A 24,903-nucleotide genomic window follows, 5' to 3' on the forward strand; every position below is an offset into this window, starting at 1 on the left:
TGGGCTCCTTCATGCCCGCACCCGGCTCCATCAGCCGAACGATGACCGACTTGTCGAACGAGAGTGGGCGACATATGCGGATACACACCATGCTTCACGACGCACGACCCGCCGATCCCCTCCGGCATCTCTCCGCCATGGACCAGCGGCTGTTCCAGCGGTTCGGACAGGGTCCGGTGGCCACCCTGCCCTGCTCCCTGATCCACCAGGCCATCGAACGGCACGCCGCCGCGACCCCGCTCGCCGTCGCGGCCGAGCACCTCGGCGAGACGATCACGTACGGGGAGCTGGACCGGCAGGCCGGACGGCTGGCGGCCCGGCTCGCACGGCTGGGCGTACGTCCCGGGGACAACGTCGCGCTGTTCGTCCGGCGCTCCCTCCCCATGCTCGTCGGCCTGCTGGCCACCCTGAAGGCGGGCGCGGCGTACGTGCCGCAGGACGCGGGGCTGGCGCCCCCGGCCCAGCTCGGCCATGTCATCCGTACGGCATCGACCCGGGTGATCCTGACGACGTCGGCCTACGCGGACCGCGTCCCCGCGCCGCCCGGCCATACCCTCATCCCGCTCGACACCGCGATGGCCGAACCCTTCGACGGCGAGACGGACGGACCCGCGTTCGTCCCCGACCGGCCCGTGACACCGGACGACGGCTGCTATGTGCTCTTCACCTCCGGCACCACGGGAGCGCCCAACGGGGTCACCGTCACCCACCGCAATGTCTGCAACCTCCTGCTCACCGCCCCCGGCGACCTGGGGATACGGCCCGGGACGCGGGTGTCGCAGATCCTCAACGTGGCGTTCGACATGGCCGCGTGGGAGATCCTCGGGTGTCTGAGCCACGGCGCCACCCTCGTCATCCGCGGCGCGGACATCGCCGAGACCGTACGCCGGGTGGACGTGGTCATCGCGACGCCGACCGTGCTCAGCGGGGTCGACCCGGAACTGTGCGGGCGGATCAAGGTCGCGGCCGTCGCCGGGGAGCCGTGTCCGCGCTCGCTCGCCGACCGCTGGGCCCGGATCTGCACGTTCTACAACGCGTGCGGACCGACCGAGACCACCATCGTCAACACCATGCAGCGCCATGACCCGGCGGCGCTGCGGCTGACCATCGGACGGCCGACCCCCAACAACACCGTGTACGTCCTGGACGCCGAGCGGCGCCCGTGTGCCATCGGCGAGACCGGTGAGATGTGGGCGGGCGGCGACTGCGTGTCGGCGGGCTATCTGCGCAATCCGCACCTCACCGCAGAACGGTACGCGCCGGACCCGTTCCTCGGTGGCGGGCGGCTGATGTTCCGTACCCGCGACCTGGGCCGCTGGACGCCGGACGGCGAGCTGGAACATCTGGGCCGCACCGACGACCAGGTCAAGGTGCGGGGCTTCCGGGTCGAGCTGGACTCGGTGTCGGCCGTCCTCGAAGCGGTCCCCGGCTGCGTGCGCGCGGTGACGCTCAAGCTGGACGACCGCAGTCTGGTGTCCTTCGCCGCCCCGCTGCGGGTCGACCCCGAGGCGGCGCGGCAGGCCGTGGCCCTGGCCCTCCCCTACTACTGCGTGCCGGTGGCCGTGCACACCCTCCCGGCGCTTCCGCTCACCAGCCGTGGAAAGGTCGATAAGTCGGCCCTGCTGCGGCTGGCCGCCGAGCGCCACACCGCCGGTGAGGTGGCGTCGTGACCACACCCCGTGTCGTGACCACACCCCGCACCGAAGCGCCGCCGCGCGCCGCGGAGCGGCCGCTGCCGCCCCGGACACCGGGGGTGCGCGGGCTGCTGAAGCATCCGCGCCTGATGCACTACAACCGGCTGATCGCCCTGGTCCTGGCGGTCAACCTGGCCTTCCTGCTGTCCCGTTCGGGTGACGGCCTGCCGCCCGGCACGCTCTCCGACGCGGCACTCGTCAACTTCGCGGTGGCCATCGTCATCCGCCAGCAGTACGTCATCAATCTGCTCTTCCGCATCGCCACCGCGCCGCCCACCAGCTGGCCGCTGAGGATCCGGTGGACGCTGGCGAAGGTCTACCACTTCGGCGGGGTGCACGTCGGCGGGGCTCTCGCGGGCACGCTCTGGTTCCTCGCCCTGGTGGGCTCGCTGACCCGCCACTCCGCCCCGGCCGCGACGCTCGCCGTCTCGTACGCCCTGGTCGTCCTGCTGCTCGGGATCACGGCCACCGCGCTGCCGCCCTTCCGGGCGCGGTTCCACGACCACTTCGAGAAGACCCACCGCTTCGGTGGCTGGGCGGCGCTCGTCCTCTTCTGGGCACAGACGGTGCTCACCACGCTCGACGCGCCGGGCGACGGGTCGGCCGCCGGGCGGCTGCTGACGGCCCCGGGCGTCTGGGTGCTGGCCGTGATCACCTTCAGTGTGGCGCTGCCGTGGCTGCGGCTGCGCCGGGTGGCGGTGGCGGTCGAACGCCCCTCCACCCATGTGGCGCTCGCCCGCTTCAACCACGGGGTGACGCCGTTCGCCGGGTCCTCGACGGCGATCAGCCGCAGCCCGCTGCGCGAATGGCACTCGTTCGCCAATGTGCCCGCGCCCGGTGAGTCGGGGTTCCGGCTCACCATCTCCCGCGCCGGCGACTGGACCGGGACGTTCATCGACGACGCACCGTCCCAGGTGTGGGTGAAGGGCATCACCACGGCGGGCGTGGCCAACATCGAGACGCTGTTCCACAAGGTGGTCTACGTGGCCACCGGCAGCGGTATCGGTCCCTGTCTCCCCCATCTGCTGGCCCAGCAGGTCCCGGCGCGGCTGGTGTGGGCGACCCGCGCACCCCGTACGACCTACGGCGACGCCCTGGTGGACGAGATCCTGGCCGTCCAGCCCGACGCGGTCATCTGGGACACCTCCGAACACGGCAAGCCCGACATGGTCCGGCTCGCGTACGAGGCGTACGCGGACTTCGGGGCCGAGGCCGTCATCTGCATCTCCAACAAGAAGCTCACCTGGCGGGTGGTCCACGGCCTGGAGTGCCGTGGGATCCCCGCGTACGGCGCCATCTGGGACTCGTAGACCGACCCGCTGAGAGGGAGACACCGTGAACTTCATCAAGATCGAGCGGCAGGAGCGCGTCGTCACCGTGACGCTGCACCGCCCCGAGGTGCTCAACGCGCTGAGCAGCGGACTGCTGGACGAACTGGTCGAGGCGCTGCGGCCGCTGGACCGCGACCCCGGGACCGGCTGCTTCGTGATCACCGGCTCGGAGCGGGCGTTCGCGGCGGGCGCCGACATCAAGGAGATGGGGCCGAAGACCTCCGTCGAGATGTTCGCCGAGGACTACTTCGCGGGGTGGGACGCCTTCGCGGCGCTGCGCACCCCCAAGATCGCGGCGGTGTCCGGCTACGCGCTGGGCGGCGGCTGCGAGCTGGCGATGATGTGCGACCTCATCCTCGCCGCGGAATCGGCCACCTTCGGTCAGCCGGAGATCAAACTGGGCGTGATCCCGGGCATCGGCGGCACTCAGCGGCTGACGAAACTGGTCGGAAAGGCGAAGGCGATGGACCTGATCCTGACCGGGCGCACCATGGGCGCGCAGGAGGCCGAGCGCGCCGGGCTGGTCTCCCGGGTGGTCCCCGACGACCGGCTGATGGCGGAGGCGGCCGCCGTGGCCGCGACCGTCGCCTCCTACGGCAAACCGGCCGCCATGGCGGCGCGGGAGGCGGTGGACCGGGCGCTGGAGGTGGGGCTGCGCGAGGGGATGCTCTTCGAACGGCGCTCCTTCCACGCGCTGTTCGCCACCGAGGACCAGTCCGAGGGGATGGCCGCGTTCCGTGAGAAACGCGCTCCGCGCTTCACCGGTCGCTGAGCGATGGCCCGCCCGTCCCCGCTTCCGGTGTCAGTGCCGGAAGCGGGGACGCGGCGCGCGATCAGGGGCCGGTCAGGGGCCCGGTCAGGGGATCTCGACGCCCGCCTCGGCGGAGAGGCGGTCGATCTCGGTCAGCTCTTCGTCGCTGAAGCCGGGCGAGTCCAGGACCGCGATGTTCTGCTCCAGCTGGGCGACGCTGCTCGCGCCGACCAGTACGGAGACCACCCGCGGATCCCGCAGCACCCAGGCCAGCGCCAGCTGGGCCAGGGTCTGGCCGCGCCCCTGGGCGATCTTGTTGAGGGCGTGCAGCAGCGCGAGGCGCTCCTCGGTGAGCGCTTCGCGCTTGAGGAAGTGGCCGAGCGCCATGCGGGAGTCGGCGGGCACACCGTTCAGATAGCGGTCGGTGAGCTGGCCCTGGGCGAGCGGCGAGAAGGCGATGACACCGGCCCCGGCCTCGGCGGAGGCCTCCAGCACCCCGCCCTCGACCCCGCGCTGGAGCATCGAGTACGGATGCTGGTTGATCAGGTACGGGGTGCGCAGGTCCTTGAGGATCGCGGCCGCCTCCGCGATGGCCTCCGGCGGGTAGTTCGACAGCCCCGCGTAGAGGGCCTTGCCCTGCCGCACCGCGCTGTCGAGCGCGCCCATCGTCTCTTCGAGCGGGGTGTCCGGGTCGAAGCGGTGGGAGTAGAACACGTCGACGTAGTCCAGACCCATGCGGGTCAGCGACTGGTCGAGGCTGGACAGCATGTACTTGCGCGAGCCCCACTCGCCGTACGGCCCGGGCCACATCAGGTATCCGGCCTTGCTCGCGATGAACAGCTCGTCGCGGTAGGGGCGGAAGTCCTGGGCGAAGACCGAACCGAAGTTGCTCTCGGCGCTGCCGGGCGGCGGCCCGTAGTTGTTGGCCAGGTCGATGTGGGTGACGCCGAGGTCGAAGGCGCGGCGGAGGACGTCGCGCTGGGTTTCGAGCGGGTGGGTGTCGCCGAAGTTGTGCCACAGGCCGAGCGAGACCTTCGGCAGCAGCACACCGCTGCGCCCGCAGCGCTGGTACTGCATGGAGTCGTAGCGGTTCTCCGCCGCGAGGTGGGCCATGTACGTCGTCCTTGTCCATGCCGGTCGGTTCGGGGGCGGGCGGACCGTGGCCCGCCCGCCCGAGCTTGTCAGCTTTCGGCCAGCGTGGCGACCTCATTCGCGCTGAGTGTCCGGCCGTACACGCGGAAGTCGTCGAACGCGGCCCTGAGGTACGGGTCGGGGTACTGCGACTTGCCGAGGTAGGCGGCGCGGATGTGGTTGCCGAAGTGGACGGGCTCGACGGTGACGCGGTTGTTGCGGCCCACCTCGCGCCCGCCGGCGTAGAGGACGGCGGTCCCGCCGCCGTAGGCGACGGCGACATGGACCCACTGGCCGGTGGGCAGCGGATCGGCCTCGATGCGCTGCTCGGCGCCGCCTCCGCCCGCGGTGATGGCGAAGCGCAGCTTCCCGGAGTCGGCGACCGGGGTGAGGAACATGTTGGCGGTGACGCCGGTGCCGATGTCGAAGATCCGGGTCCAGGTGGTGGGCGTGCCGTCCAGCCGGACCCAGGTGGCGACCGTGTACGCGGTGGCGCCCGCGAGGAGGTCGTCGGCGAGGGTGACGTACCCGTTGCTGCCGCTCAAAGCGACGGCGCCGCCGGTCCTGCCCGTCGTCCAGGTGGCGCCGCCGGTGAGCCGGGCGGTCTTGCCGCGGCCGGTGGCGTCGGCGGCGGTGGTGCCGGAGGTCTCGTCGAAGCGGTACCAGGCGGCGAAGGCGGGCGGCGGGGTGGGCGGCTGCCCGGTCAGCCAGTACACGTTGTAGCGCTGGTGGTGGACACGGGCGATGGGCAGCAGGGTGACGCTCTGCCCGTCGGCGGTGGCGGTGAAGCGCATCGGGCTGGTGGCCTGCTGCACCACGGAGTCCTGCTTGAGGCGCGGCATGGTCATGCCGGTGACGGTGCCGTACGCCCCGGCCAGCACGACCGGCCCGTACAGCACGGCCCGGATGTCGGGGTCGTCGGGCGTGGGGTCGAGCCGCAGCGCCATCGGCAGGGTGACCTCGACCCGGTCGCCGGTCTTCCACTGCCGGTCGATGATCAGCCAGCTGCCGGGTTTCGGCTGGTCGGGGAGGGTGGTGCCGTTGAGCTTGGCGCGGGCGCCGGACGCCCACGAGGGGATGCGCACCCGCAGTTCCAGGGAGGCCGCGCCGGAGGCGACGGTGAGGGTGGTGGTCTGCTGGTCGGGGAAGCCGGTGGTCTGCCTCCAGGTGATGCCCTTCTCCTGCCAGCGCAGCTCGGAGGGGATGAAGAGGTTCACCAGGAGGCTGCGGTCGCCGCGGGTGTAGATGGTGTCGGCGAACTTGGCGTGGGTCTCCATGCCGCTGCCGTGGTCGCAGGAGAAGTTGTCGTAGTCGGTGGAGTACTGGTTCGGGTCGGGGCCCATGAAGGACGGCTGCTGTTTGAAGGAGCCGGGGGCGAGGCCCGTGTAGTAGATGTTGAAGCCGTGGGCCGAGTCGGGGTCCTGTTCGCCGAGCATCTGGTTGAAGAGGGTGCGCTCGTAGTAGTCGAGCAGGTCGGTGCGCTCGGGCGCGTGGAAGTGGATCAGCCGGGTGAGCTTGAGCATGTTGTACGAATTGCAGTTCTCACAGCAGCTGCCGCTGAGCTGGGCGGCGATGGCATCCGGCTCGTGGAAGGCCTCGCCGTTGCTGTTGCCGCCGATGACGTACGTGTGGTGATCGGTGACGATCTTCCAGAAGTTCTCGCCGATGGTGCGGTAGCGGCTGTTCAGCCCCTGCTCCCACAGCCGCAGGGCGCCGACCATCTTGGGGATCTGGGTGTTGGCGTGGAGTCCGGCGAGCCGGTCCTCGTTGCGGCTGAGCGGGTCGAAGACGCGGGCGTGGGTGAAGCGCTCGGCGACCTTCAGCCACCGGCTGTCGCCGGTGATCGTGTGCAGATCGGCGAAGGTGTCGTTCATCCCGCCGTACTCGGTCTCCAGCACCCGCTGCATCTGGTCGTAGCTGAGCTTCGCGGTGCGGATGTCGACCCAGGCGGCCTGGCGCAGCACGGTCTCCAGGGCCTGGTCGTTGCCCGCGAGCAGGTACTGGTCGACGAGCCCGGCCATGATCTTGTGGATGGTGTAGTACGGGGCCCATACCCCGGTTCCGGCCTCCAGCCGGTCGAAGAAGTTTTCCGGGAACGCCGACAGATAGCCCGTCCCGTATCCGGCGGCCGGGGATTTCGCCTGGCAGGCGGCGAGTGCGGCCACGAGGCTCCGGCTCTTGTCGAGGAGTGCCGTGTCGCCGGTGTTGGCGTAGGTCAGGGCGAGGCCGGACAGCAGGTGGCCGGTGCTGTGGCCGCGCAGTTCGGTGGTCGGGCTCTCCCAGCCGCCGCAGGGCCGGGCGCTGCTGGCGATGCCGACGTTGAGGCGGAAGGTGTGCAGCAGCCGGTCGATGTCGACGAAGCGCAGATAGGCGGTGTTGCGGGACTGGTTGTCCTTGAAGGCGCCGGGGAGCAGGGTCACGGCGGTGAGCGGGAAGGGCCGGACGCTGGTCAGCGCTTTGGGCTTGTCCGACGCCGCGGCCGGTCCGCCGCCGGGTGTGGTCGCGGCCGCCGTGCCACCGGCGGCCGCGCTGAGCACCACGGCGGCGGCCCCGGTGGCGGTGGTGGCGATGAAGTGCCGTCTGTCGACTGGTTCGTTCATGACTCTCCTCACGGAGGTTCGAAATTACGAACAATGTCCGACATCGTGCGCACGTGAAGCTACCGGCACCTCCGGGGATGTCAACAGCCTCTCGCCCACCGGAGGTTCAGCCGCGCTGCCACTGCTGGTTGGTGCCGCCCGTGCAGCTCCACTGGACGATCGCGGCCTTGTCCGCCGCCGACTCGTCGGCCACGTCCAGGCACTTGCCGCTGGAGCGGGCGGTGAGCCGTACGTAGCCGCCGCCGGTGTCCGTGACCTGCCACTGCTGGTTCGCGCCCGTGCCGCAGGCCGACTGGACGACCGCCGCGCCGTCGGCGGTGGAGCCACCGGCCACCGTCAGGCACTGGGAGCTGTGCCGCGCGATCAGCTGGACGAATCCGCCGCCCGCGCTCCTGGACCAGAACAGCTGGTTGCCGCCGCCGTTGCAGGTGTACTGCACGGCCGCGGCGCCGTCGGTCTGCGCGGCGGAGAGGATGTCGGCGCACTTGCCGCTGTGCCGGGCCTTCAGCGGGGTGTACGGACCTCCGGAGCCGGTCACGGTGCCCGCCTCGGTGTCGATGGTGAGCTGCGGATACCAGTCCATGGTGAGGGTGGTCGCGGTGGGGAAGTTCAGCGGCAGCCACACATAGCGCGAGTCGTTGACCTTGCCGCCGAAGGAGTTGCCCCAGCGGTCGCCCAGGTACAGGTACGAGGTCGTCCGGGCGCCCTGCACCGGCAGGACGTAGGCGGTCTGCGAGCCGTACGCGGTGGCGTCGCCGACGTTGCGCATCGCGCTCCAGGGACCGGCGAGGCTGGTGGCGGTGGCGTACTGCTGCTGGTTGGGGTTCCAGCCGGTGGCGCCGGAGGTCAGCATGAAGTACACGTCGCCGCGCTTGAAGAGGGCCGGGGCCTCGCGGTGGCCGCCGGGCCAGGGGTTGGCCACCAGGCTCGCCACACCGGTGTAGTCGTCGGTCAGCCGGTAGATGTGCAGGTCGTAGTTCTCCCGGGCGGCCGAGATCATGTAGCCGGTGCCGTCGCTGTCCTTGAACAGGGTGATGTCACGCGACATGTGCTGGTCCAGCGGGCGGAAGCTGCCCCGCCAGGTGTAGTCGCCGTCGACGGTGGCGGAGGTGGCGACGGCGGCGCGGGCCTCGCTGTAGTCGCTGCCGTTCTCCTTGTGCATCCACATCACGAACTGCTGGGTGCGCTCGTTGTAGATGACCTTGGGCCGCTCGATGTTGGCGGTGGCCAGCTCGGGGTCGGTGGCCTCGGTGAGGACGTGGCGGCGGAACTCCCAGCTCTTGAGGTCGGTGGAGCGGTAGGCGGACACATAGCGGAAGGTGTTGTCCGCGTTGCGGTTCTCCCCGAACCAGTAGTAGTACGCGCCGACTTTGATGACTCCGCCGCCGTGCGCGTGCAGCGCTTCGCCCGAGGTGGTGGTGAACTGGGTCGCGTTGGCGACGGTGACGGGAGCCGCCTGCGCCGTACCGGCACCTGCCAGCGGGGCCAGCAGCGCGAGGACGGCGGCCGCGACGAGGGCCCAGAGACGTCCGCGCATCACACGCTCTCCTTCAGGACGGTGAAGTGGCGGGCGAAGCCGGAGAGTCCGGGCAGCTGCCGGATGGGCGTCCAGGTGCGGAAGCCGTCGAGGCTGTCGCTGTAGTAGTACTTCTGCTCGGCGTAGCCGTCGAAGTAGATCCGCCAGCCGCCGCCTCCGAGCGGCACCAGCGCCGGTCCCTCGCGCCAGCTGCCCCAGCCCGCCCAGTCGCCGGTACCGCGCAGAGTGTAGGGGCCGCCGAGGCTGGTGGCGGTCGCGTACTCGATGTACTTCGTCGTCTCGTGCTTGGTGAACGCGTGGTACTGCCCGCCGTGGCGGACCACGAAGGTGTCGATGTAGTTCGCCTTGTCCAGGCCGGTGAGCGGCTTCGGAGTGGTCCAGGACGAGAGCGAGGCGTTGGTGGCGGTGAGCAGATGCGGCCGGAAGATGTAGTCCGGGGTGGCGGTGGTGTCCAGCGACACGATGACGTTGACGCTGCCGTCTCCGTCGACGAAGAACTCGGGCGCCCAGGTGCGTTCGACACCGGCGAGCGGCAGCGTGTGGTTGCGGACGAAGGTCCAGTTGACCCGGTCCCGGCTGCGCGCGAACCCGATGGTGTTCCCGGTCCAGTTGGTGGTGTAGACGATGTAGTAGTAGCCGTCGGTGTGCTTGATGATGCTGGGGTCGCGGATCAGCTCCGAAGGCGGGGTGAACGCCGGTCCCTTGAGCAGCGTGTAGGTGAGCGCGTCGGTCGACTCGTACACGTACATGTTGGATTCGCTGCTGTTGGTGAAGGCGGTCATGGTGTAGCGGGTGGCGGCCCCGGTGTCCGGAGCGGGCCCGTCGGCCACGGGGATGCCGAAGTCCGGGGTGCCGTCCGCCTTCCAGCCGAGGGTCTGGATACGGGTGTGCCGGTTGGGGTCGTTGAGGGGGTCGCCGGTGATGTCCTTGTACTGGCGGGCGTGGTAGACGAGGACGTCGGTGCGGCCGTCTTCGGCGACGGTGAACGAGTTGTGGCCCGGGCCGTACTGCTTGGTGGAGTCGTTGCTGGTGAAGACCGGCTGGGGGCTCTTCTTCCAGGAGGCGGCGGACAGGGGGTCGCTGTCCGCGGAGGCGGTGAGCAGCCCCATGCAGTAGTTGGCGTCGGTGGCGCTCGCGGAGTAGGTGAGGAAGAGCCGCCCGTTCTTCTGGAGGACGGACGGGCCCTCGTTGACCTTGTAGCCGATCGTCTCCCAGGCGTAGGTGGGGCGGGAGATCTCCACCTGCGGCCCGGTGATGGTCCAGGGGTTGGCCATCTTGGCGATGTAGAGGCTGGAGTTGTTGCCGACGTCCGGGTTGCTCTGCGCCCAGGTCAGATAGCGGGTGCCACGGTGGACGAAGGTGGAGGCGTCCAGCGAGAACGAGTCGATGGGGGTGGCGATGCGGCCCTTCTCCGTCCAGGTCCCGGCGAAGGGGTTGGCGCTGGCGTTCTCCAGCACCCACATCCGGATCTTCCAGACGTCGTTCGCGGGCGCGGAGGCGAAGTAGATGTACCACTTGCCGTCGATGAAGTGGATTTCCGGGGCCCAGATGTGCGCGCCCATGTCGCCGCTGGTGTGCTTCTTCCAGATCACCGACTCGGCCGCGGTGGCCAGGCCGCTCAGGGTTCTGGAGCGGCGCAGGATGATGCGGTCGTACTCCGGGGCGGTGGCGGTGAAGTAGTAGTAGCCGTCGGTGTGCCGGAAGATGTGCGGATCGGCGCGGTTGCGGACCAGCGGATTGGCGTACCGGGCGGCCCGGGCGGCGGTCTCCCGCGCGGAGGGGGTGGCGGCCTCGGCGAGGCCCGGGGTTCCTGCCACCGCTCCCAGGGCCAGGGCACCCATCAGTACCCGTCTGCGGCTGGGCTGTCCGTGCTCTCCTGCTGTGGGCATGTGGGGGCTCCTGCGCTCTCCGTTGATCAACCTGCTCATTGATCGAATTTGTTCGGAGATTAAGGGTTCTGATGACTTTCGACAGCCCCTGAGGCAGGTGCGAAAGTTTCGAAAACCGTGGAGCCCCCGGAGCGCTGCTCAGACGAACGTCTGGCGCTGCAGCCAGAGGTCCCTGGCGGGCCCGTTGCCCTGGAGGAACACGTACAGCAGGTTCTCCTCGTTGGCGATGGGGACGCTGATTCCGGCGGAGCCGATGACCCCGCCGAGGGACTGGAAGCCGGTGTAGCTGTTGCCGTTCTCCGTGGTCTGGACGGCGACCCACAAGGCGTTGTCCGTCGCCTTGATGAACACGTTGACCCGGCCGTCCTGACCCAGGCCGCAGGTCGGCCGCCACACGATCTGGGCACCCAGGCTCACGGGGGCGCCGAACGTCTCGTAGTCGTCGCTCTGCCCGACGCGGCGGACGGAGCCGTCGACCCCCCGGAAGAAGATCTGCACCCTGCCCGCCGCGTCCAGACACACCGACGGGCGGCTGGTCACGTTGGGCGCGCTCAGCGAGAAGGGCTCCCAGACGGCGGCGTTCGGCGCCAGCTGCTGGATGGTGTAGAGGGTCTCGCCGCTGCCCTTGACCGCCACCACGATCCGCCCGCCCCCGTCGAGGATGGGCGACGGCGTGGCGAAGATGCCGCCGCCCAGCGACGTCGCGGCGGCGTACGTCTCGTACTGAAGATCCAGGTTGCGCAGGTACCACAGGGCGTTGTCGGTGCCGGGGAAGAACACGTAGATCCGGCCGTCGGCGCCGAGCGCCGCGGCCGGATCGTCCCCGATGCCGGTGGCCAGGATCTGGGGCGCTCCGTAGCCGGAGTTGATGGAGGTCTGGGTGATGACCTCCAGGTTGTTGCCGGGCGTGCGGTAGAAGACCCGCACCTTGCCGTCCTTGCCGCGGATCGGGGCGGGGATGCCGTCGACGGACACGCCCGGGTACTGCTGCCAGGGCCCCCATCCCCCGTCGCGGGTTTCGAGTCTGCTCCAGAGGACGTTGGAGCCGCCCCGGATGAAGACTTGGATCCGGTCGTCGGCCTGGGCCACCGGCGCGGGCTCGGAGTGGATGCCGCCTTGCAGGTTGATCCAGGTGCCCCACACGGTTCCGAGCGTGGTGGAAACGGACATGGGTCCTCCCTCGCCTCGTGGCTGCCACGAGTCTGTGCGGATGTCCCGTCAGTTCCCGCCCTAATCACAACGAATACCTAAAGAAGGATGAATGAAAGTATATGACTGGTAAATATAAATGAGTGCGGTATACGAGTTGGAATGTGATCTCTGATTGGCCTTCATTGGCCTTGGTTGACGTCGGTTGACCTTCTCCCAGGGGGAAGCTCCAGCATCGTGGTGACCGGGCGAGGTGCCCGGCGCGAGGAGGGCGAGCATGGGGCTGCTGACGATCGGCGCGTTCGCGAAGGCATCGAGGCTGTCCCCCAAGGCGCTCCGCCTGTACGACGAACTCGGGCTGCTGACGCCCGCCCGTGTCGACCCGCACTCCGGCTACCGCCTCTACGACCCGGCGCAACTGGAGCGCGCCCGGCTGGTGGCCTGGCTGCGCCGGCTGGGGATGCCGCTGGCCCGCATCCGTACTGTGTGCGAGCTGGATCCGGGCGCGGCGGCGCGGGAGGTCCGTACGTACTGGGCGCGGGTCGAGGCCGATACGGCGGCCCGGCGTGATCTGGCCGCCTTCCTCGCCGACCAGCTGTCACAGCTGTCACAGCTGTCACAGCTGTCACAGCTGTCAGGAAAGGACGTCACCATGTCTTCTGCCCACAGCACCCTGGGAGTCCGCTACGCCGTGCTCTCCGACCGGGGATCGGTCCGGATGAGCAACGAGGACTCCGGGTACGCCGGTCCCCGTCTGCTCGCCGTCGCCGACGGCTTCGGCGGCAGCCGCCATGCGAGCGAGGCGGCGATCGAGGCGCTCAAGCCGCTGGAGGCCGAGGTTCCGGGCGCCGAGCTGCTGAGCGCCCTGGAGGACGCGGTGCGCCGGGCGCACATTTCGGTGCGGGAACTGGCCGCGTCCGACCCCGCGCTGCGCGACATCGGGACGACGCTGACCGCGCTGGTGTGGTCGGGGTCCCGGCTGGGCCTGGTGCACATCGGCGATTCGCGGGCGTATCTGCTGCGCGACGGCGAGCTGTTCCAGATCACCCACGACCACACCGTGGTGCGGTCGCTGCTCGACGAGGGGCGCATCACCTCGGCGGAGGCCGCGTCCCACCCCGGGCGGGCTCTGCTGCTGCGGGGCATGGGCGGCGGGGCGGCGTTCGCACCCGATCTGGCGCTGCGGGACGCCCTGGCGGGTGACCGGTATCTGCTGTGTTCGGACGGACTCAGCGCTGTGGTGACCGCCGAGGAGATCCGGGGCGTACTGGCCTCGGTGGCCGACCCCGGGGAGGCGGCGCGCGAACTCGTCGCCCTCGCCAACCGCGCGGGCGGGCCCGACAACGTCACGTGTGGCGTGGCCCATGTGGTGGACGGGGCCGAGGAGCCCGCCGCCTGACGTTCCGTGGGCTCGTCGCACGCATCGCGATCTCCCCCGTCTCACCTCCTGACTCCCGCGCCGAAGTGCAGTGGAATGGACCACAGGGCGCGTGCGGCCCGCCAGACCGTGGAAGGCATGGCCGCCACGGAACGTACGGGGTAAGGGGTAGGCAGATGTCCGTAGGACCGATCCGGCTCTCGCAGGATGCGCACACCGCTCTCCGGCCGCCCGTCACGGCCCGGATCACCGGAGGGTTCTGGGCCGCGAAACGGCGTGTCAACGCCGAGGTCAGCGTTCCGCAGGGGCCGGAGCGGCTGGAGGAGGCGGGCAATCTGGCCAATCTGCGGGCCGCCGCCGGGGAGGCGGCGGAGGGGTTCACGGGGGACTTCCCGTTCCAGGACTCCGATGTGCACAAGTGGCTGGAGGCCGCGTCCTGGCAGCTCGCCGAGGAGCCGGGCGGGCCCGCCGCCGGGGAGCTGGCCGCGCAGGTGGCGCGGCTGGCGGCCCTGGTGGCGGGCGCACAGGGCGCGGATGGCTATCTGCAGACGTACTACCAGGCCAGACCCGGCGCCCGGCGGTGGACGGAGCTGCACTGGGGGCACGAGCTGTACTGCGCGGGCCATCTCCTCCAGGCGGCCGTGGCGCATCGGCGGGCCACCGGCGGGGACGAACTGCTGGGCGTGGCGGTGCGGTTCGCCGATCACATCGACGCGGTCTTCGGCCCGGGCAAGGCCGTGGACGCGGTGTGCGGGCACCCGGAGATCGAGACGGCGCTGGTCGAGCTGTACCGGGAGACCGGCGAGCGGCGCTATCTCGATCTGGCCGGGTACTTCGTGGACCGGCGCGGTACGGGCGCGCTCGGCGACGGCGGGACGGACGGCGGGCCGCGCCCCGGGGCGCCCTACTGGCAGGACCACGTCCCGGTGCGGGAGGCGCGGGCGGTCGCCGGACACGCGGTGCGCCAGCTGTATCTGCTGGCCGGGGCCGCGGACCTGGCGGCCGAGACCGGCGACCGGGAGCTGCGGGACGCGCTGGTGCGGCTGTGGGAGGACATGGTCGCCACCAAGACCTATCTGACCGGCGGCGTCGGCTCCCGGCACGACCTGGAGTCCTTCGGCGACGCGTACGAACTCCCGCCGGACCGGGCGTACGCGGAGACCTGCGCGGCCATCGCCTCGATCCAGTTCAGCTGGCGGATGGCACTGCTCACGGGGGACGCCCGCTACAGCGACCTGATCGAACGGACCCTGTTCAACGGCTTCGCGTCCGGAGTCTCCCTGGACGGCGAGCGCTGGCTGTATGTGAACCCGCTCCAGGTCCGTGACGGCCGGACGGCGGCGCACGGCGACCAGGAGGCGCGGCGGACGCCATGGTTCCGCTGCGCCTGCTGCCCGCCCAATGTGATGCGGCTGCTGGCCTCCCTGCCGTACTACATGGCCAGCGGTGACGCCGGGGGCCTGCAGCTGCACCAGTACGCGTCGGGGGTGTACGCGGCGGGCGGCGGGGCGGTGCGGGTGGGCACCGGCTATCCGTGGGAGGGCCGGGTCGCGGTGGTCGTGGACGAGGCTCCGGCGGACGCGGACTGGACGCTGTCGCTGCGCATTCCGCACTGGGCCGACCGGTACGAGGCGACGGTCGGCGGCGAGCCGGTGACCGGGCGCGCGGAGCGCGGTTGGCTGCGGCTGCGGCGCCGCTGGCGGCCGGGCGAGACCGTGGTCCTGACCCTGCCGCTGACGCCCCGGCTGACCCGCCCCGACCCACGGGTGGACGCGGTGCGCGGCTGCGCCGCGATCGAGTACGGACCGCTGGTGTACTGCCTGGAGCAGCCGGACCAGCCCGCCGGGCTGCGGCTGGACGGCCTCACGCTCGACGCGGGCACCGATCTGGTGGCCGAGCACCGGAGGCGGCTGCTGGGCGGGGTGACCGTGATCATGGCCCGGGCGCTGCGCAGGGCGGCCCCGCCCGACGGCTGGTGGCCGTACCCGGGCGGCGGGGGCGACATCGGTGGCGTCGGCGACCCGGTGCGCGTCACGGCGATCCCCTACTACGCCTGGGCGAACCGGGAGGCCGGGCCGATGCGGGTCTGGATCCCCGCCTGAGCGCCGCGGAACCTGAGCGCTTCGGAACTCGGCGGGCGTCCTACACGTTTCCCGCTCCAGGAACACGCTTCGTGCCCGAGTGGCACACGGGCGGACGGGAGGTGCCCCTTGAGCACCGGCTCCACAGACCGGGGGGACGAGGCGGACGGCTGGGACGAGGTCGTTCTCGACGAGGATTTCATCCGGGGCGCGGAGGTCGCCGAGCCCGCCGCGCGCACCCGCATGCTGACCGCGCGCTGGCGGCGGCGCGGCGCACCCGAGCCCCAGCCCTGGCGGGCGGACGAGCCACCGGCCGGGTGGTTCTGGAGCAAGCGCCGCAGGCGGCGACGGCGGCGCTAGCGGGCGCGCCCTCCTCGCCGTTATGCGCTCGCAACGCACACGGCGGGGTCAAGGCGGCACGGAGAGTGGCAGGATGCGGGCCGACGCATTGATCACGTGTCTCGTGGGGTCGTTCGCCGACCATGTCCCGGAGGTGCCGTGTCCGCTCGCTCCGCGCTGCCCGTCATAGCCACTGCCGCCGCTGCCGCCCTGCTCGTCGGCTGTACCAGCACCAAACCGTCGGACTCCGGCGGCCCGGACATCAGCCTGGTGAAGTCCGGGAAGCTGACCACCTGCACTCATCTGCCCTATCCGCCCTTCCAGTCGCGGCAGGGCAAGAAGATCGTCGGCTTCGACGTGGATCTGGTCGATCTCGTCGCCTCGGAGCTGAAGGTGAAGCAGGAGATCGTGGACACGCCCTTCGAGGGCATCCAGTCCGGTGAGGACCTCAACACCTCCACCTGCGACGTCGCCGCGGCCGGGATGACGATCAACGCCGTCCGGGAGAAGAACCTGGACTTCTCCAGCCCCTACTTCGAGGCCACCCAGGCGCTGCTCACCCGGAAGGGCAAGCCGCACCGCACCCTCGCCGACCTCAAGGGCAAGCGGCTGGCGGTCCAGCAGGGGACCACCGGGGAGACCTACGCCCAGAAGCGGGCCGTCGGCGCCACGCTGGTCCAGTTCGAGGACCTCGGGCTGCTGGTCTCCGCCGTCAAGACCGGACAGGTCGCGGCGGGCATCAACGACAACGGGGTGCTGTACGACTTCGTCAAGGACAACCCGGACACCGAGGTGACGGCCGAGTTCAGCACCGGGGAGAAGTACGGCATCGCCGTGCGCACCGGCAACGACGCCCTGCGCAAGAAGATCAACCAGGTGCTCGCGGACGCGAAGAAGGACGGCCGCTACGACACGATCTACCGGAAGTGGTTCGGCACCGCGCCCAGGAGCTGAGGAGTCCGCACCGTTATGGCAATGACCCGTCGGCAGCGGACGCGGGCGGTACGGACGGTGCAGTACGCCGTGCTCGCCGCCGTGCTGCTCGCCATCGTCCTGGCCGCGGACTGGGGTGAACTGCGCCGCGCGTTCTTCGACGCGGACGTCGCCCGGTCCCAGTTCCCCGACATCATCACCACCGCCCTGGTCAACACCGTGGTCTACACCCTGCTCGGCTTCGGTTTCGGGCTGGTGGCCGGGCTGTTGCTCGCGCTGATGCGGCTCTCGCAGGTGCCGCCGTACCGGTGGCTGTCGGTGGCGTACATCGAGTTCTTCCGCGGCGTACCGGCGCTGCTGGTGTTCATCGCGCTCGGCTTCGGCGTGCCGCTCGCCTTCCAGGTGGCGCTGGACCGGTATGTGACGGTCATGCTGGCACTCGGTCTGGTCGGGGCCGCGTACATGGCGGAGACGATCCGCGCGGGCATCCGGGCCGTGCCCAAGGGGCAGATGGAGGCGGCGCGTTCGCTCGGCATGTCCCACGGCCGGGCGATGATCTCGATCGTCATCCCGCAGGCGTTCCGGATCGTGCTGCCGCCGCTGACCAACGAACTGATCCTGCTGACCAAGGACTCGTCCCTGGTCTATCTGCTCGGGCTCTCCCTGGACCAGTACGAACTGTCCAAGTTCGGCCGGGACGCGCTCAATCAGCACCGCAGCCTCACCCCGATCCTGGTCGCCGGGCTGTGCTACCTGCTCATCACCGTTCCGCTGGGCCAGCTGGTCCGGTGGCTGGAAGCCCGTACCGCGAAGGCGAGGTGACCGGAGCGTGATCCGGATCCGGGGGCTGCGCAAGTCGTTCGGCGGGCTGGAGGTGCTGAAGGGCATCGACCTCACCGTGGAGCGGGGCGAGGTGGTCTGTGTCATCGGGCCGTCCGGCTCCGGCAAGTCGACGCTGCTGCGCTGTGTGAACCTGCTGGAGGAGCCGACGTCGGGCTCGGTGACCGTGGGCGGGGCCGAGGTCACCGACCCGGATGTGGACATCGACCGGGTGCGGCGGCGGATCGGCATGGTGTTCCAGGCGTTCAACCTCTTCCCGCATCTGACCGCGCTGGAGAACCTGACCATCGCGCAGCGGCGGGTACTGCGCCGCGACAAGGCCGAGGCGGCGCGGATCGGGCGGGAGACGCTGCGCCGCGTCGGGCTGACCGACAAGGAGGCCGCCTATCCGGCACAGCTGTCGGGCGGGCAGCAGCAGCGGGTGGCGATCGCGCGGGCGCTGGCGATGGACCCGGAGCTGATGCTGTTCGACGAGCCGACCTCGGCCCTCGACCCCGAGCTGGTCGGGGACGTGCTCGCGGTCATGCGGGCGCTGGCCGACGAGGGGATGACGATGCTGGTCGTCACGCATGAGATGAGCTTCGCGCGGGAGGTCGCCGACCGGGTGGTGTTCATGGACGACGGGGTGGTCGTGGAGGAGGGCGGCCCCGAACAGGTGGTGGCCGCGCCACGGCATCCGCGGACCCGGGCGTTCCTCACCCGGGTGCTGGACCCGGCCGCGGCCCGGGTGGGGGAGGTCCCGGACACCGGCCCCAAGGACGCCCGTACCGGCGGCTGAGCGCACGCTGCTTTGTCAGTCCGCGCGCATCCGGGAAGGGGCGGCAACTTTCCGGGCCGCGGGGGCGACTGGAGGGTGCGGGCGGCGTCCCCGTACGGCCACTCCCCGGGGGGTGCGCCGCCCGCTCCCGTTCCCCACACGGAAGCGAGCCGCCATGCGCGAACGAAGATTTCGCGGATTACGCGCCCTCCTGACCGCCACCGCGGCCGGGGCGCTGTCCCTCATCGGATTCACCGCACCCGCCGACGCCGCCGGGACGGGCGCGTCGGACACCTGGAACCCGCCGAGCAACCTCGTCCAGCCGCTGAACGAGGTCTGGCGGCACGTCGAGTCCACCTATCCCAACCTGTACGGCTTCAAGAACTACGGCTGGGATCAGGTGATGGCCAACAAGGGCAGCCTGAACTACTGCGTCCGCTGGGAATCCGACCAGCCGGTCACGGCGCAGGTGCGCGACCAGATCCATACGGCGCTCAAGCGCCAGTCGAAGAAGTGGATCGACCAGGTCGCGGGGTTCGAGAACTTCCCGTACCAGGAAGTCCCAGTCAAGATCGTCGGCTGGGCCGTCAAGAACCGCTCCACGCTGCAGTGGAGCGACAACTCGGTCGACATCTACACCGGACTCCTGGACGGCGGCGGCGCCCCGCAGTGCGCCCCGGACTGCGGCCGCTTCTTCCACCAGGACGGCAACTACTCCAAGTGCCCCGGCGGCGCGGCCCGCCACTACGACCAGTCGCTGTGGCTGACCAAGGGCTTCGGCGGCGGCGCCGGGGGCGACTGGGGGCAGCGCATCGGCAGTGAGTACATGCTGAGCACGGTGAACCAGGACAACATTCACATCCTGCTGCACGAGATCGGGCACACCTACGGTCTGGACGACTTCTACGACTGGTCCCCGACCGGCGTGGGCGGCTTCCTCATGAAGGCCGGATCCGCCGACCGCATCACCGAATTCGACAAGTGGATGTACCGGGACTTCTGGCGCCATCTGAAGAACCGCTACGGCCTGTGACGGTTTCGGAGCGAGGGGCCGCCTCAACTCCCGGGTCTTCCCGTCCGAGTTGAGGCGGCCTTAATGTAGTAACCGGTTTCTGCCCGGTCGGTGTCGCGCTTGGGCGGTTTCGGGAAGGGATATCTCGATGGCGCGTTCCCCGGGGTCGACGGGTCCGACGCTGGCGGTCATCGCCCGTGAGGCAGGGGTTTCGGTGCCGACCGCTTCGAAGGTGGTCAACGGCCGCGAGGACGTGGCGCCCGATACCCGCCGCCGGGTCAGCGAGGTCCTGGACCGCCTGGGGTACGTCCGCAAGCCGCGCCTGGAGTCGCCCCGGCCGCCCGCCCTGGTCGATCTGGTGGTGCGTTCCCTGGACGGCGCGTGGTCGGGGGCGGTGCTGCACGGCGTGGAGGCGGCGGCACACGACGCGGGCCTCGAGGTGGTGGTGTCGGCCGGGCTGCCGCGCCTCCGCGACGGGCGGCCCGAGCGCGGCTGGCTGGACAAGCTGTGCGCCCGGGGCAGTTCCGGGGTGCTGTTCCACCTCTTGGAGCTGACGCCCACCCAGTACGCCTGGCTCGATGAGCACCGGGTCCCGTTCGTGATGATCGACCCCGGGGCGGTGCCGCCGCCGGGCGTGGCGTCCGTGGGTGCCGCCGACTGGCAGGGCGGGGTGAGCGCGACGGAGCATCTGCTCGGGCTGGGACACCGGCGGATCGCGGTGATCGGCGGATACCGGCGGAAGGTGTGCAGCGGCGCCCGGGTGGCCGGGTTCCGCTCGGCGATGGCCGCGGCGGGGTTGCGGGTGCCGACGTCGTACGTACGCTACGGCGACTTCCGCGAGGCCGGTGCGTACCAGCGGATGACGGAGCTGCTGGAGCTGCCCGAGCCGCCGACGGCGGTGTTCGCGTGCTCGGACCCGATGGCGCTCGGCGCGTACCGGGCGCTGCGGGAGCGGGGGTTGCGGGTGCCGGAGGACGTCAGTGTGGTGGGGTTCGACGATCTGCCGCAGGCCCGCTGGACGACACCGGCGCTCACCACGGTCCGACAGCCGCTGTCCGAGATGGCGGCGACGGCGCTGCGCACGCTGCTGCGGCTGAGAGCGGGGGAGGTTCCGGAGGGGACGCGGACCGAGCTGTCCACGCGGCTCGTCGTCCGGTCCAGTACCGCTCCCCCGGCCCGTACTTCCTCTTGACCGATAAGTCGAACGCTGATCGGATGTCCGAACAATCCGGGGCGGCCGCGCATCACATTTGCCACGTCGCCCCTGGCCATCGCCGTACCGATTCCCCGGAGGTCTTCGCCCCGTGTTCGTCGATCTTCCCCTGGACCAGCTGCGCACATACCGGCCCCCGCTGCCGGAGCCGGACGGCTTCGACGCCTTCTGGTCGCGCACCCTCGCCGAAGCCCGCACCGTGGATCTGGACGCGGTCTTCACCGAGACCGACACGGGCCTGGCCCGGCTGCACACGTACGACGTCGAGTTCTCCGGGTTCGGCGGGCACCGGATACGCGGCTGGCTGCTGGCCCCGCGCGAGGCCACGGGCCCGCTGCCGTGCGTGGTGCAGTACATCGGCTACAACGGCGGCCGGGGCCTGCCGCACAACTGGCTGCTGTGGCCGTCGGTGGGCTACGCGGTCTTCGTCATGGACACCCGGGGCCAGGGCTGGGCCCAGCACTCCCCCGGTGTCACCCCCGATCCGGCGAGTGGCACCGGCCCCGAGGCGCCGGGCAAGATGACCCAGGGGATCCTCTCCCCGGACACCTACTACTACCGGCGGCTGTACACCGACGCCGTGCGCGCGGTGGAGGCCGCCCGCGCGCATCCGCTGGTCGACCCAGGCCGGATCGTGGTCAGCGGCGGCAGCCAGGGCGGCGGCATGGCGCTCGCGGCTGCCGGGCTGGTGCCGGATCTGACGGCGGCGCTGGTGGACGTGCCGTTCATGACGCACATCCGGCGGGCCGTCGAGATCACGGACGCCGATCCGTATGGCGAGCTGGCCCGCTTCTGCGCCGGTCAGCGCGATCTCACCGAGCGGGTCTTCGCGACCCTCGACCACTTCGACGGCCTCAACTTCGCGGGCCGGGCCACCGCGCCCGCGCTCTTCTCGACCGCCCTGCGCGACGCGACCACCCCGACCTCGTGCGGCTTCGCCGCGTACCACCACTACGCGGGCGAGAAGGAGCTGAAGGTGTGGTCCTTCAACGGCCACGAGGGCGGCGGCCCCCACCAGCAGGGTGAGCAGATCGCCTATCTGCGGAAGCTGCTCGGCTGAACCGGCCGGATCCGGCGCGGTGAGCGGTGTTCGGCGGCCGCTCACCGCGGGGAAGACAGGGGCTGTCCGTCGTGGCGGAGTCGTACCGAAGGAGTCGCCCCATGCCCGCACAGCCCCTGGACGGCATCACCGTCGTCGCCCTCGAACAGGCCGTCGCCGCCCCGTTCGCCACCCGCCAGCTCGCCGACCTCGGCGCGCGGGTGATCAAGGTGGAGCGGCCGGGGCGGGGCGACTTCGCCCGGGAGTACGACCGTGAGGTCAAGGGCATGTCGGCGTACTTCGTGTGGGTCAACCGCGGCAAGGAGAGCGTCGTCCTCGATGTGAAGGACGCCGCGGACCGGGCCCTGCTCGACGCGCTGCTGGCCCGTGCCGATGTGTTCGTGCACAACCTCGGGCCAGGGGCGGTGGACCGGCTCGGGCTCTCGGCGGACGCGCTGCGGGCCGGCCATCCACGCCTGATCAACTGCGCGATCACCGGTTACGGGAGCCATGGGCCGTACCGCGACAAGAAGGCGTACGACCTGCTCGTCCAGTGCGAGGCGGGGCTGCTGTCGATCACCGGCAGCCCCGAGGAGCCCGCCCGGCCCGGGATCTCGATCGCCGATATCGCGGGCGGGATGTACGCGTACACCGGCATCCTCACCGCGCTGTACGAGCGGGAGCGCACCGGCGCGGGGACGGACGTGAGCGTCAGCCTGCTCGACGCGCTGGGCGAGTGGATGGGCCATCCGTACTTCGCGCAGGCCTACGGCGGAGGCGGGGTGACGCGCAGCGGGGCCCGCCATCCGTCGATCTCCCCGTACGGGGCCTATCGCTGCGGCGACGGCGCGCAGGTGTTCCTCAGCGTGCAGAACGACCGCGAGTGGATCACCCTGTGCGAGCGCGTCGTGGGCCGCCCGGAGCTGATCCGCGATCCGCGCTTCGCCGACAATCCGCTGCGCCGCACCCATGACGAGGAGCTGACGGCCGAGCTGGAACGGTCCTTCGCGGACCATACGGCCGACGGTCTGGTGGCCCTGCTGGACGGGGCGGGCATCGCCAATGCCCGGCTGCGGGACGTCGCGGGGCTGGCCGACCATCCGCAGCTGGCCGCCCGGGAGCGCTGGGGCGAGTTCGGCTCGCCCGTCGGGCCGCTGCGCGGCCTCCTGCCGCCGGTCGAGGTGGCGGGGCGGCAGGCGGCGCTGCGGCCGGTGCCCGCGCTGGGTGAGCACACGGAGGCGGTGCGCGCCGAGTTCTCTTGACGGACGCACCGGGCTCCGGGGCTTACGGCTTACGGCTTACAGGGGCTTCGGGGGGGCTTACGCGACGGGGACGACGGGCGACAGCTGGGCGTCGCGCCGCACCAGGGCGGCGTAGCGGCCGTCCTGGGCGAGCAGTTCCTCATGGGTGCCGTGCTCGGCGACGCGGCCGCCGTCGAGGACGACGATCCGGTCGGCGTCGCGCACGGTGGAGAGCCGGTGGGCGATGGTGATGGTGGTGCGCCCGGCGGTGAGGCCGTCGATGGCCTTCTGCACGGCGTGCTCGGTGCGGGTGTCCAGGGCGCTGGTGGCCTCGTCGAGGATGAGGACGGGCGGGTCGCGGAGAATCGTCCGGGCCAGCGCCAGCCGCTGCTTCTCCCCGCCGGAGAAGCGGTAACCCCGCTCCCCCACGAGGGTGTCGTAGCCCTCGGGGAGGGCGGCGACGTGGTCGTGGATCTGGGCGGCCTCGGCCGCCGCGACGATCTCCGCGTCGGTCGCGTCGGGCTTGGCGAAGCGCAGGTTGTCGGCGATCGAGGCGTGGAAGAGATAGGTCTCCTGGGAGACGACGCCGACCGCGCGGGCGAGGCTGTCGAAGTCGAGGTCCCGGACGTCGACCCCGTCGATCAGCACCCGGCCGCCGGTCACGTCGTACAGCCGGGGCACCAGATAGCTGAGGGTGGTCTTGCCGGAGCCGGTCGACCCGACGACGGCCAGGCTGCCGCCCGCCGGGACGGTCAGGTCGATCCCGCGCAGGGTCCCCTGCGGCGAGGCCGGGTCCTGGGCGTCGTAGTCGAAGTCGACGCCGTCGAAGCGGACTTCGCCGCGCACCGTCTCCAGCCGCACCGGCCGGGCGGGTTCGGTGATGTCGATCGGCAGGTCGAGGTATTCGAAGATGCGGGCGAAGAGGGCGAGGGAGGTCTGCATGTCCACCCCGGTGGACAGCAGGCTCACAGTGGGCCGGAACAGCCCCTGCTGCAGCGATACGAAGGCGACCAGGGTGCCGATGGAGACGGCCGGGCCCCCGGTCTGGAGGGCGATTCCGGCGGCCCAGTAGATGATGGCGGGCATCGCGGCCATCACGACGCCGATGGTGGACATCCGCCAGCGGCCGGCCATGCTGGCCCGCACCTCCAGGCCGACCAGACGCTCGGACTCCCGGCCGAACTCCTGGGTGAGCGAATCGGAGCGGCCCATGGTGCGGCCGAGCAGGATGCCGCTCACCGACAGGGACTCGGTGACCATCGCGGACATGGTCGCCATCTGTTTCTGCCGCTGCGAGGTGATCTTCTTGCGCTCGTTGCCGACCCGGCGGCTGATCCAGACGAACAGCGGCAGCAGGAGCAGCGAGACGACGGTCAGCCGCCAGTCGAGGGCGAGCATGGCGACGACCGTGGCCACGACGCTGGTGAGGTTGGAGACCAGCGAGGTCGCGGTGGAGGTGACGGTGGCCTGCATGCCGCCGATGTCGTTGGCGATCCGGGACTGCACCTCGCCGGTGCGGGTGCGGGTGAAGAAGGCGAGCGGCATGCGCTGCAGCCGGTCGTAGACGGCGGTGCGCAGGTCGTGCATGACGCGCTGGCCGACGGTGGTGGAGATGAGGGTCTGCAGGACGCCGAAGACGCTGTTGACGACGGCGGCCGCGATCATGCCGAGGGCGAGCAGGGTCAGCAGACCGGTGCGCCGCTCGGGGATGGCGTTGTCGAGGATCTCGCGGAGCAGGAACGGCGAGGCGACCGAGACCAGGGCGGAGGCGGCGACCAGCAGGCCGACCAGGGCGAGACGGCCGCGGTAGGGGCGGAAGAGCCGGAGGATGCGCCGCACTTGCGCGGGCCGCTCCGGGTCGGGGGTGGACGGGGTCCACGGCGGTGTGTCGTGAGGCATGGGCTCCTTCTGATGGCAGACGGCACGGACTTACCGAGGATAGCTCACTGTTACCTATACTCACAATGAGCGGGGTCCGATAGACTGCG

General features: G+C 70.8%; 19 protein-coding genes. 13 read left to right on the plus strand and 6 right to left on the minus strand.

Annotated elements, in window-relative coordinates:
- The first annotated feature begins 89 nt into the window (after positions 1-89).
- The 3 genes from ACWC5C_RS14180 to ACWC5C_RS14190 are packed head-to-tail and all read left to right on the plus strand — an operon-like array spanning position 90 to position 3,797.
- The gene (locus ACWC5C_RS14180; RefSeq protein WP_450875668.1) at positions 90-1,670 is read left to right on the plus strand and encodes an amino acid adenylation domain-containing protein; all 1,581 of its coding nucleotides are present in this window, start codon (positions 90-92) and stop codon (positions 1,668-1,670) included.
- Positions 1,667-3,004 (plus strand): hypothetical protein, encoded by a 1,338-nt coding sequence (locus ACWC5C_RS14185; protein ID WP_450875669.1) that lies wholly within the window; start codon positions 1,667-1,669, stop codon positions 3,002-3,004. Before ACWC5C_RS14180 ends, ACWC5C_RS14185 begins: the two co-directional genes overlap by 4 nt.
- Before the next feature lie 25 nt (positions 3,005-3,029).
- Positions 3,030-3,797 carry an enoyl-CoA hydratase-related protein gene (locus tag ACWC5C_RS14190; protein ID WP_450875670.1) on the plus strand — a complete coding sequence of 256 codons (768 nt, stop codon included), beginning with the start codon at positions 3,030-3,032 and terminating at the stop codon, positions 3,795-3,797.
- A gap of 84 nt (positions 3,798-3,881) precedes the next feature.
- On the opposite strand, the gene ACWC5C_RS14195 is transcribed toward ACWC5C_RS14190, so the two are convergent.
- From ACWC5C_RS14195 to ACWC5C_RS14215, 5 genes are all read right to left on the minus strand, one after another.
- On the minus strand, positions 3,882-4,889 hold the full coding sequence (locus ACWC5C_RS14195) for an aldo/keto reductase (RefSeq protein ID WP_450875671.1): 1,008 nt from the start codon (positions 4,887-4,889) through the stop codon (positions 3,882-3,884).
- A gap of 68 nt (positions 4,890-4,957) precedes the next feature.
- Positions 4,958-7,507 (minus strand): beta-L-arabinofuranosidase domain-containing protein, encoded by a 2,550-nt coding sequence (locus ACWC5C_RS14200; protein WP_450875672.1) that lies wholly within the window; start codon positions 7,505-7,507, stop codon positions 4,958-4,960.
- A gap of 106 nt (positions 7,508-7,613) precedes the next feature.
- Positions 7,614-9,044 carry an RICIN domain-containing protein gene (locus ACWC5C_RS14205; protein WP_450875673.1) on the minus strand — a complete coding sequence of 477 codons (1,431 nt, stop codon included), beginning with the start codon at positions 9,042-9,044 and terminating at the stop codon, positions 7,614-7,616.
- Positions 9,044-10,933 (minus strand): family 43 glycosylhydrolase, encoded by a 1,890-nt coding sequence (locus tag ACWC5C_RS14210; protein WP_450875674.1) that lies wholly within the window; start codon positions 10,931-10,933, stop codon positions 9,044-9,046. Before ACWC5C_RS14210 ends, ACWC5C_RS14205 begins: the two co-directional genes overlap by 1 nt.
- 138 nt (positions 10,934-11,071) lie before the next feature.
- Positions 11,072-12,103, minus strand: coding sequence for a hypothetical protein (locus ACWC5C_RS14215; RefSeq protein WP_450875675.1), 1,032 nt, complete (start codon positions 12,101-12,103; stop codon positions 11,072-11,074).
- A gap of 256 nt (positions 12,104-12,359) precedes the next feature.
- On the opposite strand from ACWC5C_RS14215, the gene ACWC5C_RS14220 reads away from it, so the two are divergent.
- From ACWC5C_RS14220 to ACWC5C_RS14265, 10 genes are all read left to right on the plus strand, one after another.
- On the plus strand, positions 12,360-13,481 hold the full coding sequence (locus ACWC5C_RS14220; protein WP_450875676.1) for a MerR family transcriptional regulator: 1,122 nt from the start codon (positions 12,360-12,362) through the stop codon (positions 13,479-13,481).
- A 155-nt stretch (positions 13,482-13,636) separates the two neighbouring features.
- On the plus strand, positions 13,637-15,562 hold the full coding sequence (locus ACWC5C_RS14225) for a glycoside hydrolase family 127 protein (protein WP_450875677.1): 1,926 nt from the start codon (positions 13,637-13,639) through the stop codon (positions 15,560-15,562).
- A 108-nt stretch (positions 15,563-15,670) separates the two neighbouring features.
- Positions 15,671-15,901 (plus strand): SGM_3592 family protein, encoded by a 231-nt coding sequence (locus ACWC5C_RS14230; RefSeq protein WP_450875678.1) that lies wholly within the window; start codon positions 15,671-15,673, stop codon positions 15,899-15,901.
- A gap of 138 nt (positions 15,902-16,039) precedes the next feature.
- On the plus strand, positions 16,040-16,834 hold the full coding sequence (locus tag ACWC5C_RS14235; RefSeq protein ID WP_450875679.1) for an ABC transporter substrate-binding protein: 795 nt from the start codon (positions 16,040-16,042) through the stop codon (positions 16,832-16,834).
- Positions 16,835-16,849: 15 nt separating this feature from the next.
- Positions 16,850-17,635: an amino acid ABC transporter permease gene (locus tag ACWC5C_RS14240; RefSeq protein ID WP_450875680.1), complete on the plus strand. Its 786-nt coding sequence runs from the start codon at positions 16,850-16,852 to the stop codon at positions 17,633-17,635.
- 7 nt (positions 17,636-17,642) lie between these two features.
- Positions 17,643-18,431: an amino acid ABC transporter ATP-binding protein gene (locus tag ACWC5C_RS14245; RefSeq protein WP_450875681.1), complete on the plus strand. Its 789-nt coding sequence runs from the start codon at positions 17,643-17,645 to the stop codon at positions 18,429-18,431.
- A gap of 154 nt (positions 18,432-18,585) precedes the next feature.
- Positions 18,586-19,443, plus strand: a complete 858-nt coding sequence (locus tag ACWC5C_RS14250; RefSeq protein ID WP_450875682.1) for a hypothetical protein — start codon at positions 18,586-18,588, stop codon at positions 19,441-19,443.
- A 127-nt stretch (positions 19,444-19,570) separates the two neighbouring features.
- Positions 19,571-20,614: a LacI family DNA-binding transcriptional regulator gene (locus ACWC5C_RS14255; RefSeq protein ID WP_450875683.1), complete on the plus strand. Its 1,044-nt coding sequence runs from the start codon at positions 19,571-19,573 to the stop codon at positions 20,612-20,614.
- Between the two features lie 112 nt (positions 20,615-20,726).
- On the plus strand, positions 20,727-21,695 hold the full coding sequence (locus ACWC5C_RS14260; RefSeq protein WP_450875684.1) for an acetylxylan esterase: 969 nt from the start codon (positions 20,727-20,729) through the stop codon (positions 21,693-21,695).
- A 101-nt stretch (positions 21,696-21,796) separates the two neighbouring features.
- Positions 21,797-22,936, plus strand: a complete 1,140-nt coding sequence (locus tag ACWC5C_RS14265; RefSeq protein ID WP_450875685.1) for a CaiB/BaiF CoA transferase family protein — start codon at positions 21,797-21,799, stop codon at positions 22,934-22,936.
- 57 nt (positions 22,937-22,993) lie between these two features.
- Here the strand turns inward: ACWC5C_RS14265 and ACWC5C_RS14270 are convergent, their stop codons facing one another.
- On the minus strand, positions 22,994-24,814 hold the full coding sequence (locus tag ACWC5C_RS14270; protein WP_450875686.1) for an ABC transporter ATP-binding protein: 1,821 nt from the start codon (positions 24,812-24,814) through the stop codon (positions 22,994-22,996).
- Positions 24,815-24,903 lie beyond the last annotated feature (89 nt).

Source organism: Streptomyces sp. NPDC001700, from assembly GCF_053596435.1.

Coding starts and splice junctions, on each gene's coding strand:
- ACWC5C_RS14180 (WP_450875668.1), top strand. CDS start 90: ATGCTTCACGACGCACGACCCGCCGATCCCCTCCGGCATCTCTCCGCC.
- ACWC5C_RS14195 (WP_450875671.1), bottom strand. CDS start 4,889: ATGGCCCACCTCGCGGCGGAGAACCGCTACGACTCCATGCAGTACCAG.
- ACWC5C_RS14200 (WP_450875672.1), bottom strand. CDS start 7,507: ATGAACGAACCAGTCGACAGACGGCACTTCATCGCCACCACCGCCACC.
- ACWC5C_RS14205 (WP_450875673.1), bottom strand. CDS start 9,044: ATGCGCGGACGTCTCTGGGCCCTCGTCGCGGCCGCCGTCCTCGCGCTG.
- ACWC5C_RS14210 (WP_450875674.1), bottom strand. CDS start 10,933: ATGCCCACAGCAGGAGAGCACGGACAGCCCAGCCGCAGACGGGTACTG.
- ACWC5C_RS14215 (WP_450875675.1), bottom strand. CDS start 12,103: ATGTCCGTTTCCACCACGCTCGGAACCGTGTGGGGCACCTGGATCAAC.
- ACWC5C_RS14220 (WP_450875676.1), top strand. CDS start 12,360: ATGGGGCTGCTGACGATCGGCGCGTTCGCGAAGGCATCGAGGCTGTCC.
- ACWC5C_RS14225 (WP_450875677.1), top strand. CDS start 13,637: ATGTCCGTAGGACCGATCCGGCTCTCGCAGGATGCGCACACCGCTCTC.
- ACWC5C_RS14240 (WP_450875680.1), top strand. CDS start 16,850: ATGGCAATGACCCGTCGGCAGCGGACGCGGGCGGTACGGACGGTGCAG.
- ACWC5C_RS14250 (WP_450875682.1), top strand. CDS start 18,586: ATGCGCGAACGAAGATTTCGCGGATTACGCGCCCTCCTGACCGCCACC.
- ACWC5C_RS14255 (WP_450875683.1), top strand. CDS start 19,571: ATGGCGCGTTCCCCGGGGTCGACGGGTCCGACGCTGGCGGTCATCGCC.
- ACWC5C_RS14265 (WP_450875685.1), top strand. CDS start 21,797: ATGCCCGCACAGCCCCTGGACGGCATCACCGTCGTCGCCCTCGAACAG.
- ACWC5C_RS14270 (WP_450875686.1), bottom strand. CDS start 24,814: ATGCCTCACGACACACCGCCGTGGACCCCGTCCACCCCCGACCCGGAG.